Origin of the sequence: Novosphingobium sp. NDB2Meth1 (assembly GCF_900117425.1) — a bacterium.
In the GTDB taxonomy this organism is placed as follows: Bacteria; Pseudomonadota; Alphaproteobacteria; order Sphingomonadales; family Sphingomonadaceae; genus Novosphingobium.
On record NZ_FPEH01000032.1, the window covers coordinates 275,734 to 290,527 of the forward strand.

Consider the following 14,794-nt stretch of genomic DNA (forward strand, 5'->3'; position numbering starts at 1 on the left):
TGTGAAAACCGGCTGCTGCGGGGAATCCATGCCGGTCGAAAGCAAGATGGCTGTCGGCTTTTGGCAAATGCAGACATTCGAAATGGCGGTACGGAAGGGCGGCTTTGTCCCAACAACAGTCATTCCACTGGACTTCTTACGCCCGTCAAGCATTGTTGTCCGCACGAAGCTGGCGGCTCCGAGCGTCACCACAGCCCTGACCGGTTGACCGGCGGGGCTTCAGGTGGTGGGAGCAGCACCTTTGCTGCTCCATCTGGAGCACCACACCTGATGCAAACAAACGATGCCGATCTCGTCCCGACGACCATTCCGCAAACCCAACCGAAGCGCATGCGGCGGATGGCGCGAGAACCGCAGCCGCGGCCTTCTGACATTCCGGACACCGGTTCACCGGTCGAGCCTCGGACGACCAAGGCATCTGCCATCGAAGCGCTACTTCGTCGCGATGGCGGTGTCGCACTGAATGCTCTTTGCAGTGCGACCGGGTGGCAACCTCACACCTGCCGTGCCTTTCTGACGGGCCTCAGGAAGAAGGGGCATGCTATCGACAAGACGAAGGGTGACGACGGTGTGACCCGCTGGTCTGTCTCGGATGCGAAGGCCACCTGATGGCCTCGCGAAGCTATCTGCGGCTGTCGCGGATATCAGAAATGACGGCAGCGGAACTTAAGGAGGAGTGGGCGCGCCGCTATGGCACGCCTGCTCCTGATCTGTCGTTGGAGTTGCTCCGCATCGGCGTGGGCTACAAACTGCAGGAGCAGCGCAATGGCGGGCTCTCGCGTGGAACGCGGAGCCTCCTTCGCCAAGTCAGCGCAAACGCCGCAATCGGCAAGACCAACGCGGCCACCCCCTCACCCCGCAAGCTAACGCCCGGGACGCGCCTCGTCCGCGACTGGCATGGCGTGGGCCATACCGTCATCGTTCTTGACGATGGCTTCGAGTATGAAGGTGCGCGCTGGAAGTCGCTCTCTGCGATCGCCAAGGCGATCACCGGGACAAAATGGAACGGCCCGCTGTTCTTCGGCCTGACGGGGCGTAAGTCGTGAAGATGCTGCGCTGCGCAGTCTATACGCGCAAGTCCAACGAAGATGGTCTCGAGCAGGAGTTCAACAGTCTGCATGCCCAGCGCGAGGCTTGCGAGGCCTATATCCTCAGCCAGCGCCACGAGGGCTGGACGCTCGTCCCCCAGCACTACGATGACGGCGGTTTCTCAGGCGGCAACATGGACCGCCCCGGCCTCAAAGCCCTTCTCGCCGATATTGATGCGGGCCGGGTGGATGTGATCGTCGTCTACAAGGTCGATCGCTTGACCCGGTCTCTGGCGGACTTTGCGAAGATCGTGGAGCGGCTCGACGCCAAGTCCGCAAGCTTCGTCTCGGTGACACAAGCGTTCAACACCACCACCAGCATGGGCCGGCTGACGCTCAATGTCCTACTCTCCTTCGCGCAGTTCGAGCGCGAGGTCACAGGCGAGCGGATCCGCGACAAGATCGCTGCATCGAAGAAGAAGGGCCTGTGGATGGGTGGACCAGTACCGCTCGGCTACCAGGTAATCGAGAGAAAGCTCATTCCAGTTCCGGAGGAGGCCGAACGCGTGCGCACGATCATGCGCCTCTACCTCGAGATCAGGTCGGTTCCCGCATTGACCGAGCGGCTCAGGGATGAGGGGATCGTCACAAAGATCCAGCAGCGCACCAGTGGGCCCCATCGGGGTGGCATTCCCTTCGCACGAGGCAGCCTGTTCCACTTGCTTAAGAACCCGGTCTATCGCGGCCGGATCGTACACAAGGGGATGGAGTACGATGGTCAGCATGAAGCCATCGTCCCCGAAGACCTCTGGGACGCCGTGCAAGCACAGCTCAAAGCCAAAGCGCCGCCGCGGCGCTGGACGACAAACCAGCCGCAGCAGGCCATGCTGCGGGGCCTGCTGACCGACCGCGAGGGCAGGCCGATGGTGCCGACCTACGGGTCAAAACAGGCTCGGCGTTATGCCTATTATGAGACACGCAAGGATCTTGCACGGCCGGGCACGCCCTCGCCTGTCCGAGTCCAGCGCGGGGTCCTGGAGAAGCACCTTATCCAACACCTAGTCGCAATGCTGACCGACGAGCATGCCTTTCGCAGGCTGCTTGGCATCACCGATGCCGGTAAATTGCGGAGCATGTTCACCGCAGCAAAGACAATTGTTCAGCGAATGCAGGAACCGGGCAAAGCAGAGGATGCCTTCCGATCACTTGTGCAAAGCGTTGCATTCCAGGCGGATCATCTCGCGATTACACTTGAGCATGCGGCGCTGGATAGCAGTGACGGCACCAGGATCTGGGCGATCCCGCTTCCTCAGCGCAAGCCCTTCCGGGAAGCGAAGCTTCGTATGGACGCTGATAGCGACGGCACTACCCCCGACCGGAGCATGCTCGAACTCCTCGCAGACGCGCAGGCAGTCCAGCAACTGGTACGGGCCTCGCCGGGCCTCAGCATGAACCAGATCGCTGCGAGCGCCGGCCGCTGCCGGACCCAGCTCACGCGTCTGCTCCGGCTATCTTGGCTGAGCCCTCGGATCGTCGAAGTAATCGCGGGCGGGACCCAGCCGCGCTCACTGACGCGCAAGGTTCTCATGGCCTCGCCTCTTCCAACCGACTGGGCCGAGCAGGAGCGCTTGCTCGGCATTCCGGCCTAAGCGCCAAATATCCATCCAAGCGTAGTGAAGACACCTTCCCGGAAACGGAGAATCAGGCGTTTTGCGGGCAGCATCACGGAGGGCAGGACCGCTTCTCCGTCTTCAAGCACCCGCGATACAGCCCAAGAATACCGCAGAACTGCGCCACGCTCGGCAAAGCGGGTGCCCGCAGGCAAAATCTGGTTCGATTGCCGGACTGTTTGGTGCGGTCGAGAAGACTCGAACTTCCACGGGCTTTCGCCCACAACGACCTCAACGTTGCGCGTCTACCAGTTCCGCCACGACCGCACATCGCATGCGGGGTTTACCTTCCAGAAGGCTGCCCCGCCGGGGTAGAGCGGCGCCCCTAGCAAAGCCCCCCGCGCGGCGCAACAACCTAGCGGCGGTTTTTTTATTCGGGCTTCCAGCCGATCTCGGCGACCTTGGCGCTCTTGGGAACGTCGGTGACCGCCTCGTTGATCGTCACGCTTTCGCCGGGCTTGAGCAGCTCGCGCGGCGGGGCGACGTTCCAGGTGTAGACCACCTTGTCCTTGGCGTCGCGCAGCACGATCAAGATCGGCGGCACTTCCTGCGGCTGCTTGCCGACATTGGTGACCGTGCCGCTCGCGCCGAAATACTCGGTGCCGTTGGGCAAAGTGCGCCGGTCCTGCCGCTCGGACGGGAACGCCAGCACGAGATCGGGATTGCCCGCGCCGAACGTGCCGTGCGCGGTCGGCAACCAGCTGGGCAGGCCAAGCCATGTCGCAAGGGCGACCAGCAGCGCGACCAGCACTGCAAAGCCCACACCGGCGATGGTCCAGACCTTCGCCATATTGCGCCGGGGACGGAACGGCGGCTGGTGATCGAAGCTGGACGGCGCCTCATCAAACGTTTCGTCTGCAACGCGCGCGGCGGGCCGGACCACCGGGCGCGGCACGACAGGCGGTTCGGGAACCGGCTCCACTGATGCGGCAGGCACTTCGGGTTCGGTAACAGCCGTCGTCACCGGCGCTTGTGCCGCCGCCGGCTCTTCGCGCGGCGGCAGTTCCGGCCCGGCCTGGAACCAGCTGTGGCGGCACTTCGCGCAGCGCACGGTGCGGCCCTCGACACCGATCGCACTGTCAGGGACGACGTAGCGCGTCGAACAGGCGGGGCACGCAATGATCATGCGGCGGTTAAGCATGCGAACTTGCGGAGAAACAATAGGTATGGACGGGGAGAAGTGCTCACCCGCCCTTTTTTCCACATCGATTGCGCCCTATAGCCGCCCCGAGCGGCGCGCGGGCCCTGCGCGTGCGCCACAACCCACCGGGATCGCAACGCCTGACATGAGCCAGCCTGATGCCGAAATCGTCCAGTTCGACAACGTCGGGCTGCGCTACGGAACGGACAAGGAAATCCTCGCCGATGTCTCGTTCACGCTCTACCCGGGCTGCTTCTACTTCCTCACCGGCGCGAGCGGCGCAGGCAAGACCAGCCTGCTCAAGCTGCTCTACCTCGCCCAGCGCCCCTCGCGCGGGCTGATCCGCCTGTTCGGCACGGATGCGATCACCCTGCCGCGCGAACGCCTCCCCGGCTTCCGCCGCCGCATCGGGGTGGTGTTCCAGGACTTCCGCCTCGTCCCCCACCTCTCCGCCTTCGACAACGTGGCATTGCCGCTGCGCGTCGCCGGGGTGAGCGAGAAGGACATCGCCCGCCCCGTCGGCGAAATGCTCGACTGGGTCGGCCTCGGCGACCGCCAGCATGCCCGCCCTGCCACGCTTTCGGGCGGGGAGCAGCAGCGCGTCGCCATCGCCCGCGCAGTGATCGCCCGGCCCGACATGCTGGTGGCGGACGAGCCGACCGGCAACGTCGATCCCGACATGGCGCTCAAGCTGCTGCGCCTGTTCGAAAGCCTCAACCGGCTGGGCACGACCGTGGTCGTCGCCACCCACGACGTCCACCTGATCCGCAAGGTGCCGGAATCGTTGATCATGCGCCTCGACAAGGGCCGCCTGAGCGATCCGACCGGCGCATTGCGCTATCCCCCGCGCCGGGCGACGATGTCGGGTGCGGATGCGCCGCCGGCAACCTGATGGCCCTCTTCTCCTCCCTCTTCCAGCGTTGGCGCGGCACGGCCGCCACCGGGGACCCGCGCCTGCTGCCCGAGGCGCAGCTGTCCGGCCCGATGCCGTGGGTCATCGCCATCATGATCGCGCTGACCGTCGTCGCCGCCGCCAGCGGGCTCGCCCTGCGCAACGCCGCGCAGACCGCGAGCGCCGATCTCGAAGGCGGCGTCACCGTGCAGATCGTCACCGCCGCGCCGTCCGAACGCCTCAAGCAGGCGGCAGCCGTCGCCGCCGTGCTTGCCAAGGCGCCCGAAGTGGCAGACGTTCGGCAGGTGGCACAGGAGGAACTCAACACCCTGGTCGAGCCCTGGCTCGGCACGCGGCCCGGCGACGATGTCGAGGCGCTGCCGATCCCCGCGCTGATCGACGTGCGGCTCAGGGGCCCGGCGACGCCCGACCGCCTGGCGCATTTGCGCGCGCTGACCGTGCCGGTCGCGTCCTCCGCCCGCGTCGACGCGCAGGCGGGCTGGCTCGCCCCGGTGTTCGCCGCCATCGGCACGCTGCAATGGCTGGCGGGCGGCCTCATCGCGCTGCTCGCGCTCGCGACCATCGCCGCCGTGCTGCTCGCCTCGCGCAATGCACTGGGCAATCACCGCGAGACGATCGAGATCGTCCACATGCTCGGCGGCACCGACCGGCAGATCGCGCGCGTGTTCCAGCGCTCGATGGCTTTCGATGCGGCGGCGGGCGGCCTCGTCGGCCTGCTCGCCGGCGTCGTCACCATCGTCGCGCTCTCGCGCCAGTTCGCCAGGCTCGGCTCGGGCATGGTCGCGGGCGCCGTGCTCCATTGGCAGGACTGGATCGTGATCGCCGCCATTCCGCTCGCCGGTGTCGCGCTCGCCGTGCTTACCGCGCGCATGACCGTGCTCGCCGCGCTTCGGCGGATGCTCTGACATGGCCCGCGTGCGCAAACCACCGGGGCTCATCCGCCGCATCGGCGCTACGGTCATGCTCGTCTGGGTGCTCGGCTTCCTGTGGTTCGCGCTCGCCCTGCCCCGTCCGGCGGGCGCGCAGAAAACCGACGGCGTGATCGCGCTGACCGGCGCGGGTGGACGCATCCCCCGTGCCATCGACGTCCTGCGAGCAGGCCAGGCCCGCAAGGTCCTGATCGCCGGCGTCGCCAGCGAGGTGAAGCCCGCCGAGTTCGCCGCCGAATACAAGGTCTCGCCCGAACTGCTGTCCTGCTGCGTCACGCTCGGGTTCGAATCGGTCGATACCCGCTCGAATGCGCTCGAAGCCGCGCGCTGGATCGCGGCGGAGCACATCACCTCGGTGCGCCTCGTCACCACCGATTGGCACATGCGCCGCGCGCAGTTCGATCTTGCCATGGCCGCCCCGCGCGGGGTGGAGATCCTGCCCGATGCCGTCCCCTCACGGCCGAGCATGAAGACGCTGTTCATCGAGTACCACAAGCTGATCGCGCGGGTGCTCGCCTGGCTGGCGGGGTGGTAAGGCAATCCATGCCGCGCCTGCCCGACGTGCTGCGCAGCATCGCGTTCTATGCTGCATTCTATGGCGGCACCGTGCTGCTCGTGTTCGTCGCGCTGGCGGTCATGCCGCTGGGCGGAAACCGCTACCGCGAGGTCGTTCGGATCTGGTCCACGTGGCACCGCACTTGCGTGGAAAAGCTGCTCGGCATCACCGTTGTCGGCGATCGGTTCGCCCCCCGGCCCGGTGTGCTCTACGCGATCAAGCACGAGTCCTTCTTCGAGGCGATCGACCTCCCCCACATGTACCCGCTGCCGGTCGTCTTCGCGAAGGAGCAGTTGCTGCGCATTCCGCTGTGGGGCCGGATCGGCACGCGCTACGGCCTCATCGCGGTGGACCGCGCGCGCGGCGCCAGCGCGCTCAGGACCATGCTCGCCGAAGCCCGGCGCTGGACCGCAGACGGCCGTCCGCTCGTCATCTTCCCCGAAGGCACCCGCGTTCCGCACGGCACACAGCCCGCGTTGCAGGCCGGGTTTGCCGGGCTCTACAAGATGCTCGGCCTGCCGGTCGTCCCCGTCGCGGTGGACAGCGGGCCGCTCTACCACCATGTGTGGAAGCGCCCCGGCACGATCCGCTATCGCTTCGGGGAGGAAATCCCCCCCGGCCTTCCGCGCGAAGAGATCGAAGCCCGCGTTCACGCCGCGATCAATGTGCTGAGCGCGTGACCATCGACGACGCCCGCACCGACGAGCGACATACCGAGGCCGACGCCCGCAGCTGGGGCGAAGTGCTCGGCCCCGGCCTGATCACCGGCGCGGCGGACGATGATCCCAGCGGGATCGGCACCTACAGCCAGGTCGGCGCGCAGTTCGGCTTCAGCCTCGCGTGGATCATGGTGTTCAGCTATCCGCTGCTCGTCGCCACCCAGCTGATCTGCGCGCGGATCGGCGCGGTGACCGGGCACGGCATCGCGCACAACCTGAAGCGGCACTATCCGCGCCCGGTGCTGTGGTTTTCGGTCCTGCTGCTGCTGGTGGCGAATACCATCAACCTTGGCTCGGACCTCGGCGCCATGGCGGCGGCGCTCAATCTGCTGCTGCCGGGGCCGACCATGCTCTATGTCGTGTTGTTCGGCGTGGCCTCGGTGCTGCTCGAGATCTTCGTCAGCTACGCGCGCTATACCCGCATCCTCAAATGGTCAGCGCTTTCGCTGCTCGCCTATATCCTCGTGCCGTTCGTCGCGCAGCTCTCGCCGAGCGAGGTGCTGCACGGCGTGCTGGTGCCGCAACTGAGCTTTGACCGCCAGACGACGATGGCGGTGATCGCCACGCTCGGCACCACGATCAGCCCATACCTGTTCTTCTGGCAGGCCGGGCAGGAAGTGGAGGAGCAGCACCGCCTGCACACGCATCCGCTCGGCGTGTTTCCGCGTGCTGCAGGCCCCGGCCTTGCCCGGATGCGCACCGATACCGTGGTCGGCATGGCAGTGACGAGTGTAACCGCACTGTTCATCGTGATCGCCACGGCGGCGACGCTGCACGCGCACGGGATCAACCAGATTGCTTCTGCCGATGCGGCGGCAAGTGCGCTGCGGCCGATTGCGGGCGATCTCAGCTTCCTGCTTTTCGCGGTGGGGATCATCGGCATCGGCCTGCTCGCCGTGCCGGTGCTGGCGGGGTCAGCGGCCTACGCGCTTTCGGAAACTTTCGGCTGGACCGAAGGGCTCGATCGCAAGCCTCACGAAGCCAAGGCCTTCTACGGCGCGATCGTGGTGGCGGTGCTCGGCGGGATGGCGCTCAACCTGATCGGGATTGATCCAATGCAGGCGCTGTACTGGACGGCGGTCATCAACGGCCTGCTCGCCCCGCCGCTGATGGTGATGACCATGCTCGCCGCCAGCAATCCCAAAGTCATGGGCCGGCTTACCCTGCCCCCGCTGCTCAAGATCGGCGGCTGGGCGGCGACGGCAGTGATGATCCTTGTCTCGGCAATGTTCCTGCTCAGCTGAGCGGCGATTTTCCTACAGGGGCAGTTTCTGGCATGACGAGGGGGCAGGAGCGCCGCGCTGCGCTCTGCTCTTTGAAATCGTCCAATGCCCGGCAAAGCGGCTCACGCCGAAATGTGTCACCTTGTCGCTTTTTCCGTGTTTAATGCTCGCGAATCAGATATTTAAACCCCATCTCCAAAAGCGACACAGTGTCGCTTTTGTCGCTTTTGCCTGCCCTAATCGTCGTGGCTGCGCCCGAAGTCGGGCCGTGCATCATCCTGGCCCATCTCGATGATCGAGCGGCGGATCGCGCGGGTGCGCGTGAAGGTGTCGAACAGCATCGCGCCGTCGCCCTTGCGGATGGCCTTCTGCAGTTCGGTCAGATCCTCGCTGAAGCGCTGCAACATTTCGAGCACGGCATCGCGGTTGCTGAGGAACACGTCGCGCCACATCGTCGGATCGGAGGCGGCGATGCGGGTGAAGTCGCGGAAACCGCCTGCGGAATACTTGATCACCTCGCTCTGCGTCACTTCCTCGAGGTCCGAAGCCGTGCCGACAATGGTGTAGGCGATCAGGTGCGGCAGGTGACTGGTGACGGCAAGAACGCGGTCGTGATGTTCGGCGTCCATCACTTCGACCCGCGCGCCGAGCGCTTCCCAGAACGCCATGACCCGCGCCACGTCGGCCTCGTCGGCGCCCGCAGGCGGCGTCACGATGCACCAGCGGTTGCGGAACAGCGCGGCAAAGCCAGCATCCGGCCCGCTCTGTTCGGTGCCCGCCACCGGGTGCGCGGGGATCACGGTCATGCCCGGCAGCGTTTCGGCCAGCGCCTTGGCAACGCTCGCCTTGCTCGAACCGACGTCGGTCACGATCACGCCGGGCGCGAGGTACGGCCGGATCGCGGCGCCCGCTGCCGCCATCGCACCGACCGGCACGCAGAGCACCACGAGGTCAGCCCCGGTCACCGCTTCGGCGACCGTTTCGGGCACGAAATTGGCAAGGCCGATTTCCCGCGCCCGCTCGCGCACCGCCGGATCGGCATCGAAGCCGGTGGTCATGGCGTCCGGCAAGTGCGCATGGACCGCCCTTGCGACCGAGCCGCCAAGGAGGCCCAATCCGATAATGGCGACGCGATCAAAGCTCATCGCGCGGCTTCAGCCATCTGGCGCAGCGCGGCGGCGACGCGGTCCATCTCTGCCGCCGTGCCGATGGTGATGCGCAGGCACTGCGGCAGCCCCTGACCCGGCAGCCAGCGCGTGATGAAGCCGTGGTCCATCAGGCCCTTGTAGGCCGCCTCCGCCGTCAGCTTGCCGGAAAACTCGATCAGCACGAAGTTCGCCTCACTCGGCAGCGGACGCAGGCCGTGGTTGCCCAGCGCCGCCAGCGCGGCCACGAAGCGCGCGCGCTCGGTCCGGTTGTGCTCGCGCGAAGCCTCGACGAACGCCTGATCGCCGAGCGCCGCCAACGCCGCTGCCTGCGCCGTCACGGTGAGGTTGAACGGCCCGCGGATGCGGTTGAGCATGTCGATCAGATGCGGCGCACCGGTCGCCCAGCCGACGCGTTCACCCGCCAGCCCGTAAATCTTGGAAAACGTGCGCGTGATCAGCACGTTCTCGGTCGTCGCGGCAAGCGCGAAGGCACCATCGTCGTCCTCGGCGGCGACATATTCGGCATAGGCCTGGTCGACCACCAGCAGCACGTCCGCCGGCAGCCCGGCATGCAGGCGCGCCAGTTCGCCGCGCGGAAGGTAGCTGCCGGTCGGATTGTTCGGATTGGCGAGGAACACCACCCGCGTCCGCTCCGTCACGCAGCCGAGCAGGACATCGACGTCCGCCGCATAGTCCCGGTCCGCCGCCACCACCGGCTCCGCGCCGCAGCGCCGCGCGGCGATCTCGTAGACCGAGAAGCCGTAGCGCTGGTAGAGCACTTCGTCTCCCGGCCCGGCGAAAGCCTGTGCGGCAAGGTTGAGCAGCTCGTCCGAGCCGGTGCCCATCACGATCCGCGCGGGATCGATGCCGTGCAGCGCCCCGAGCGCATCGCGCACGGCGTGGCTTTCGGGATCGGGATAGCGCGCCGGATCGCCCGCGCCCTCCCCGCTGCCGAGCCGCGCCGCACGGGCCAGTGGGCTGGTGCCCAAGGGGTTCTCGTTGGCCGAAAGCTTGATCAGCACCTGCCCGTCGCTGCCGGTCGACTTGCCCGGCACGTAGGGATGGATCGCGGCGATCCACGGCTTGGGCACGGGACGAGGAGCGATCACGGGAGCGGATGGTTCGGACATGACCGGCGCGCCTTAGCGGTCTTGCCGCGCCAAGGGAACCGTCAGCTAGGGTCTTGCGCTAGGGATCGACCCGAAGGAGCGCGCCCTTCCAGTCGCTGGCCATGGCGAAGGCGGGCATCGAGGCCTTGCCGTCCTCGCCGCCGCCGCCGCCGATCAGATGCGGGCCGATCGGCTGGACGCCATCTCCCTTCGGGCTCTGCGGCAAGCCCGCCGCCGCCAGCTGGTAGGGCGAGGCGCGGTGGCGGGTGCACAGGCCGCCATTGCCATCGGGCACCAGCGCCTGCTCGAACTCGAGCCCCTGCTGCCGCTTGCGCGAACGGCGCACGCGGGCGACGGCAAGCTGGCCTTCGCCGAGATCGATCACGAACTCGGTGCCCACCGGCACATCGACCAGCCCTTCGATCAGCGCACCCGAGACCGACAGGTTGCGCAGCACGACGGGGTAGTAGTGGTTGTCATGGATCGCGCCGATGCGGCGGAACATCGCCTGCCGGTCATGCCGCTGGAACGCCGGACCCGACGGTTCGATCGTCCAGTTCCCCTCGTTGAGCTTGTTGACAAACTCCTCGTTCGGGATCGGCTGGCTGTAGATGTAGCCCTGCACGAGCGTGACGTTGAGGCTCTTCATCAGATCGAACTGGTCGAAGCTCTCGACGCCCTCGGCGGTCGTATCCATCTCCAGCGCCTGCGCCAATGCGACGATCGCAGCGATGATCGCGCGGTTGCGCGAGCCCGCCTCGGTCGCACCGCGCACGAAGGACTGGTCGATCTTGATCTTGTCGAACGGTGCGGTCTTCAGATAACCGAGCGACGAATAGCCCGTCCCGAAGTCATCGAGCGCGAGGCGGACACCAAGACCCTTGAGCGCCTTGAACCGCTCGTTGGTGGCGCCGCCTTCCTGCAGGAACACGCTTTCGGTGATTTCCAGCTCCAGCCGCTCGGGCTCCAGTCCCGAATTCGCGAGCGCGCTGGCGACGAGCGAGGGGAAGCCTTCATCACCGAACTGCACCGGCGAGACGTTGACCGCCACGCGCAGCCCGCCGGGCCAGGCCGCGACTTCCTCGCAGGCCTTGCGCAGGACCCATTCGCCGATGCCCTTGATGAGGTTCGATTCCTCGGCAATCGGGATGAACCGCGCCGGGCTGACCTGGCCATGCTCGGGATGGTTCCAGCGCACCAGCGCCTCGACCCCGACGACATGGTTGTCCGCCGCGCGCACCACCGGCTGGTAGTGGATCTCGAGCTCGTCGCGCTGGAGCGCATCGTGAAGATCTTCCTCGAGCAGGCGGCGATCTGCGGCGGCCTTGAGCAAGTCCGCGCTGAAGAAACGGAACCGCCCGCGCCCGCCGCCCTTGGCGGCATAGAGCGCAAGGTCCGCGTTGCGCACGAGGCTGTCGCTGTCGTCGCCATCGAAGGGCGATACCGCGACGCCGACCGATGCGCCAATGAGGCAGCGGCTGCCGTCGATGGTATAGGGCTGCGAGATGCTGGTGATGATGCTTGTCGCCATGTCGCCGAGCAGGCCTCGATCCTCGGTCCCGGGCAGGATCACCTGGAATTCGTCACCGCCGAGGCGGCTGACCTTTTCCTTGTCGCCCACCACGCGAACGAGGCGCGCGGCAACCTGCTTGAGCAGGGCATCACCCGCCGCGTGGCCCAGCGTATCGTTGACCTGCTTGAAGCGGTCGAGGTCGATCAGCATGATCGCGCAGGGGCTGCGCTGCTGCGAGCATTGCGTCAGTGTGCGCTCGAGCAGCTGCGACATGCGGCGCCGGTTGAGCAGGCCTGTCAACGCATCGTGCATCGCCATGTGCGAGCTTTCCTCGGCCGAGCGCCGCTCGCCGGTGATGTCCTCGCAGTGGCCGCGGAAGCCGGCAAACTCGCCGCGCTGGATGATCGGCTCGCCCGAGATCGACCACCACAGTGTTTCACCATCGTCGCGTTCGCTGCGGACGGTCAGTTTCTCGAAACGGCCCTTGCGCGCGAACGCGAACGGGAGCGTGCGCTCGCCCTCGCTCTCGTTGCCGGCGCGCAGGAACAGTTCAAGGAAGCTATGGCCCGTTGCCGAGCCGCTCTCGACCAGCAGTGCGTGCGCGCCAGGGGAGAGATAGGTGACGCGGCCTTCGACATCGGTCGACCAGAAGAAGCCGAGCCCAAGATCCTCGTAGGTATGGCAGAGGGCAGCCGCTTCGCTTTCGGACGTGCGGACGGGCGAGGCATCGCCTGCCCCCAATCCGAATACTCCGCGTGCCTTGCGCAGCACCACTCCGGTGTCCCCTAGCCAGCTAGTTACTTCACATTAGGTATGTAATGCAGGGGCGTTGTAGGAAGGTTAACGCCGCGAGACTGGCCAGATGGCTGCAGCAATCCCTTGCCGATAAACAAAAAAGGGCCGGAAGCACGGGTGTGCTTCCGGCCTTAGTCTGTTCGCAGGAGGAACAAGGTCTGGCGGGGCCCCGAGGTCCGAGAGGGAGAGGATCTGGCCCTCCGGCCCCGCCAAGCTGGTCAATCAGTAGTTGTAGGCACGCTCGCCATGGTCAGCGATGTCGAGGCCTTCGCGCTCGCCTTCTTCGCTGATCCGCATGCCCATGGTCTTGTCGAGTACGAACCAGATCACCGCCGTGCCGATGCCCGACCAGGCGAGGGTGATGAGCACCGCTTCGAGCTGGATCACGAGGTGCGCAGCGATGTCGTAGGTCGGTTCGGCAAACAGCGGGAATTTGGTGTAGTTGAGCACGCCTTGGCCGCCGAGCGCCGGCGAAGCGACGATGCCGGTGGCGATGGCACCGGTGATGCCGCCGATGCAGTGCACACCGAAGACGTCGAGCGTGTCGTCGTACTTGAACTTGTTCTTCACCGTGCTGACGAAGAAGAAGCACAGCGGCGAGACAACCAGACCCAGTACGATCGAGGTCATCGGCGCGCCGTAGCCCGAAGCCGGGGTGATCGCGACGAGGCCGGCAACGGCACCCGAGGCAGCGCCGAGCATCGACGGCTTGCCGTGCACGACCTGCTCGACAACCGCCCAGCTGACGGCAGCAGCGCAAGTGGCCAGCATGGTGTTTACGAAGGCAACTGCGGCAACGCCGTTCGATTCGAGGTTCGAACCCGCGTTGAAGCCGAACCAGCCCACCCACAGCAGCGAGGCGCCGATCATGGTCATGGTCAGCGAGTGCGGCGGAGTGGCTTCCTTGCCATAGCCCAGGCGCTTGCCGAGCAGGAGGCAACCGACGAGGCCCGCAATCCCGGCGTTGATGTGAACCACCGTGCCGCCAGCGAAGTCAAGCGCACCCATATTCCAGAGGTAGCCAGCATCGGTCGGAGCATCTGGCAGGAAGTCCGGACCAGCCCAGTACCAGACCATGTGCGCGATCGGGTAGTAGATGAAGGTCGACCACAGGACGACGAACACCATCAGCGGGGTGAACTTGATGCGTTCCGCGAACGAACCGATGAACAGCGCCGGCGTGATCATGGCGAAGGTCATCTGGAACACGAAGTAGCTGAGTTCCGGGATGTATACGTTGTTCGAGAACGTCGCCGAGTAGGTCCCGCTGGTGACGCCGGCCATCAGCGCCTTGCCGAAGCCGCCGATGAAGGGCGAACCGCCGGTGAAGGCGAGGCTGTAGCCGTAGGTTGCCCAGAGCAGGCCCGCGATCGAGACGATCATGAACACCTGCATCAGCACCGAAAGCATGTTCTTGGTGCGGACGAGACCGCCATAGAACAGCGCGAGGCCCGGGATGCTCATCATCAGGACGAGCACGGACGAAACAAGCATCCAGGTGGTGTCACCCTTGTTCACCATGGTGGCCTGCGCCGCCACGTCGGGCGCCTTGACCATCGCCGCCTGGGCGAAAGCAGTGGAAGCGGCGCCGAGCGCAATGCTCGCGCCCGCAACCCCGCCGATCATCTTACGGATCATCGAAGTTCCCCTCATGTCAGAAGTGGCGGTCCCTACCGCGTTCACGACAACCGCGCTCACAGGGCGGTATCCCCGGTCTCGCCGGTGCGGATGCGGGTGGCGGATGCAAGATCGAGCACGAAGATCTTGCCGTCGCCGATCGCCTCGGTGCTGGCAGTCTGCTGGATCACCTCGATGATGCGCGGAGTCAGATCATCGCTCGCGGCAATCTCGATCTTCACCTTGGGCAACATGTTGGTGGTGTATTCGGCGCCGCGGTAGATCTCGGTCTGGCCCTTCTGCCGCCCGAAACCCTTCACTTCCGACACCGTCATCCCGGCAACGCCCAGCCCGGAGAGCGCCTCGCGCACTTCGTCGAGCTTGAACGGCTTGATGATGGCGATGATGAATTTCATTCATGCCCCCTTTGCGG

At 66.0% G+C, this 14,794-nt stretch carries 15 protein-coding genes and 1 tRNA gene; 9 read left to right on the plus strand and 7 right to left on the minus strand.

The features are described from left to right. Nucleotide 1 precedes the first annotated feature (1 nt). The 4 genes from NDB2M1_RS22250 (at nucleotide 2) to NDB2M1_RS19480 (ending at nucleotide 2,677) form a co-directional block, all read left to right on the plus strand. Complete coding sequence (locus tag NDB2M1_RS22250; protein WP_143146843.1) at nucleotides 2–208, plus strand: hypothetical protein; 207 nt, start codon at nucleotides 2–4, stop codon at nucleotides 206–208. A 62-nt stretch (nucleotides 209–270) separates the two neighbouring features. Continuing rightward, nucleotides 271–609, plus strand: coding sequence for a DUF3489 domain-containing protein (locus NDB2M1_RS19470; protein WP_083554992.1), 339 nt, complete (start codon nucleotides 271–273; stop codon nucleotides 607–609). Continuing rightward, nucleotides 609–1,046: a DUF2924 domain-containing protein gene (locus NDB2M1_RS19475; RefSeq protein ID WP_072384431.1), complete on the plus strand. Its 438-nt coding sequence runs from the start codon at nucleotides 609–611 to the stop codon at nucleotides 1,044–1,046. The genes NDB2M1_RS19470 and NDB2M1_RS19475 overlap by 1 nt, the downstream gene beginning before the upstream one ends. Nucleotides 1,047–1,048: 2 nt before the next feature. After that, entirely contained in the window at nucleotides 1,049–2,677 is a 1,629-nt protein-coding gene (locus NDB2M1_RS19480) for a recombinase family protein (protein ID WP_072384432.1), read from the plus strand. Between the two features lie 201 nt (nucleotides 2,678–2,878). On the opposite strand, the gene NDB2M1_RS19485 is transcribed toward NDB2M1_RS19480, so the two are convergent. Both NDB2M1_RS19485 and NDB2M1_RS19490 read right to left on the minus strand, forming a co-directional pair. Next, nucleotides 2,879–2,965, minus strand: a tRNA-Leu gene (locus tag NDB2M1_RS19485). A gap of 103 nt (nucleotides 2,966–3,068) precedes the next feature. Beyond that, nucleotides 3,069–3,824 (minus strand): MJ0042-type zinc finger domain-containing protein, encoded by a 756-nt coding sequence (locus NDB2M1_RS19490; RefSeq protein WP_072384433.1) that lies wholly within the window; start codon nucleotides 3,822–3,824, stop codon nucleotides 3,069–3,071. A 160-nt stretch (nucleotides 3,825–3,984) separates the two neighbouring features. Here NDB2M1_RS19490 and ftsE point away from each other — a divergent pair, with 160 nt between their 5' ends. The 5 genes from ftsE to NDB2M1_RS19515 are packed head-to-tail and all read left to right on the plus strand — an operon-like array spanning nucleotide 3,985 to nucleotide 8,200. Next, nucleotides 3,985–4,731: a cell division ATP-binding protein FtsE gene (ftsE, locus tag NDB2M1_RS19495; RefSeq protein WP_072384434.1), complete on the plus strand. Its 747-nt coding sequence runs from the start codon at nucleotides 3,985–3,987 to the stop codon at nucleotides 4,729–4,731. After that, on the plus strand, nucleotides 4,731–5,657 hold the full coding sequence (locus tag NDB2M1_RS19500) for a cell division protein FtsX (protein WP_072384435.1): 927 nt from the start codon (nucleotides 4,731–4,733) through the stop codon (nucleotides 5,655–5,657). The genes ftsE and NDB2M1_RS19500 overlap by 1 nt, the downstream gene beginning before the upstream one ends. Before the next feature lies 1 nt (nucleotide 5,658). Further along, nucleotides 5,659–6,216, plus strand: coding sequence for a YdcF family protein (locus NDB2M1_RS19505; protein ID WP_072384436.1), 558 nt, complete (start codon nucleotides 5,659–5,661; stop codon nucleotides 6,214–6,216). 8 nt (nucleotides 6,217–6,224) lie between these two features. After that, entirely contained in the window at nucleotides 6,225–6,917 is a 693-nt protein-coding gene (locus NDB2M1_RS19510; protein WP_072384437.1) for a lysophospholipid acyltransferase family protein, read from the plus strand. Continuing rightward, on the plus strand, nucleotides 6,914–8,200 hold the full coding sequence (locus NDB2M1_RS19515; protein ID WP_083554993.1) for an NRAMP family divalent metal transporter: 1,287 nt from the start codon (nucleotides 6,914–6,916) through the stop codon (nucleotides 8,198–8,200). Before NDB2M1_RS19510 ends, NDB2M1_RS19515 begins: the two co-directional genes overlap by 4 nt. Nucleotides 8,201–8,415: 215 nt before the next feature. Here NDB2M1_RS19515 and NDB2M1_RS19520 read toward each other — a convergent pair whose 3' ends face one another. From NDB2M1_RS19520 to NDB2M1_RS19540, 5 genes are all read right to left on the minus strand, one after another. Continuing rightward, entirely contained in the window at nucleotides 8,416–9,324 is a 909-nt protein-coding gene (locus tag NDB2M1_RS19520) for a prephenate/arogenate dehydrogenase family protein (protein ID WP_072384438.1), read from the minus strand. Continuing rightward, nucleotides 9,321–10,457 carry a histidinol-phosphate transaminase gene (hisC, locus tag NDB2M1_RS19525; RefSeq protein WP_072384439.1) on the minus strand — a complete coding sequence of 379 codons (1,137 nt, stop codon included), beginning with the start codon at nucleotides 10,455–10,457 and terminating at the stop codon, nucleotides 9,321–9,323. The genes NDB2M1_RS19520 and hisC overlap by 4 nt, the downstream gene beginning before the upstream one ends. A gap of 58 nt (nucleotides 10,458–10,515) precedes the next feature. Further along, nucleotides 10,516–12,720, minus strand: a complete 2,205-nt coding sequence (locus tag NDB2M1_RS19530; protein WP_253185961.1) for a putative bifunctional diguanylate cyclase/phosphodiesterase — start codon at nucleotides 12,718–12,720, stop codon at nucleotides 10,516–10,518. A gap of 246 nt (nucleotides 12,721–12,966) precedes the next feature. Beyond that, nucleotides 12,967–14,382: an ammonium transporter gene (locus tag NDB2M1_RS19535; protein ID WP_143146844.1), complete on the minus strand. Its 1,416-nt coding sequence runs from the start codon at nucleotides 14,380–14,382 to the stop codon at nucleotides 12,967–12,969. A 56-nt stretch (nucleotides 14,383–14,438) separates the two neighbouring features. Continuing rightward, entirely contained in the window at nucleotides 14,439–14,777 is a 339-nt protein-coding gene (locus NDB2M1_RS19540) for a P-II family nitrogen regulator (RefSeq protein WP_072384441.1), read from the minus strand. Between the last annotated feature and the right edge of the window lie 17 nt (nucleotides 14,778–14,794).

Excerpts from the sequence above, each read along its gene's own strand:
- NDB2M1_RS19470 (WP_083554992.1), top strand. The coding sequence starts at position 271 with ATGCAAACAAACGATGCCGATCTCGTCCCGACGACCATTCCGCAAACC.
- NDB2M1_RS19475 (WP_072384431.1), top strand. The coding sequence starts at position 609 with ATGGCCTCGCGAAGCTATCTGCGGCTGTCGCGGATATCAGAAATGACG.
- NDB2M1_RS19480 (WP_072384432.1), top strand. The coding sequence starts at position 1,049 with ATGCTGCGCTGCGCAGTCTATACGCGCAAGTCCAACGAAGATGGTCTC.
- NDB2M1_RS19490 (WP_072384433.1), bottom strand. The coding sequence starts at position 3,824 with ATGATCATTGCGTGCCCCGCCTGTTCGACGCGCTACGTCGTCCCTGAC.
- ftsE (WP_072384434.1), top strand. The coding sequence starts at position 3,985 with ATGAGCCAGCCTGATGCCGAAATCGTCCAGTTCGACAACGTCGGGCTG.
- NDB2M1_RS19500 (WP_072384435.1), top strand. The coding sequence starts at position 4,731 with ATGGCCCTCTTCTCCTCCCTCTTCCAGCGTTGGCGCGGCACGGCCGCC.
- NDB2M1_RS19505 (WP_072384436.1), top strand. The coding sequence starts at position 5,659 with ATGGCCCGCGTGCGCAAACCACCGGGGCTCATCCGCCGCATCGGCGCT.
- NDB2M1_RS19510 (WP_072384437.1), top strand. The coding sequence starts at position 6,225 with ATGCCGCGCCTGCCCGACGTGCTGCGCAGCATCGCGTTCTATGCTGCA.
- NDB2M1_RS19520 (WP_072384438.1), bottom strand. The coding sequence starts at position 9,324 with ATGAGCTTTGATCGCGTCGCCATTATCGGATTGGGCCTCCTTGGCGGC.
- hisC (WP_072384439.1), bottom strand. The coding sequence starts at position 10,457 with ATGTCCGAACCATCCGCTCCCGTGATCGCTCCTCGTCCCGTGCCCAAG.
- NDB2M1_RS19535 (WP_143146844.1), bottom strand. The coding sequence starts at position 14,382 with ATGATCCGTAAGATGATCGGCGGGGTTGCGGGCGCGAGCATTGCGCTC.
- NDB2M1_RS19540 (WP_072384441.1), bottom strand. The coding sequence starts at position 14,777 with ATGAAATTCATCATCGCCATCATCAAGCCGTTCAAGCTCGACGAAGTG.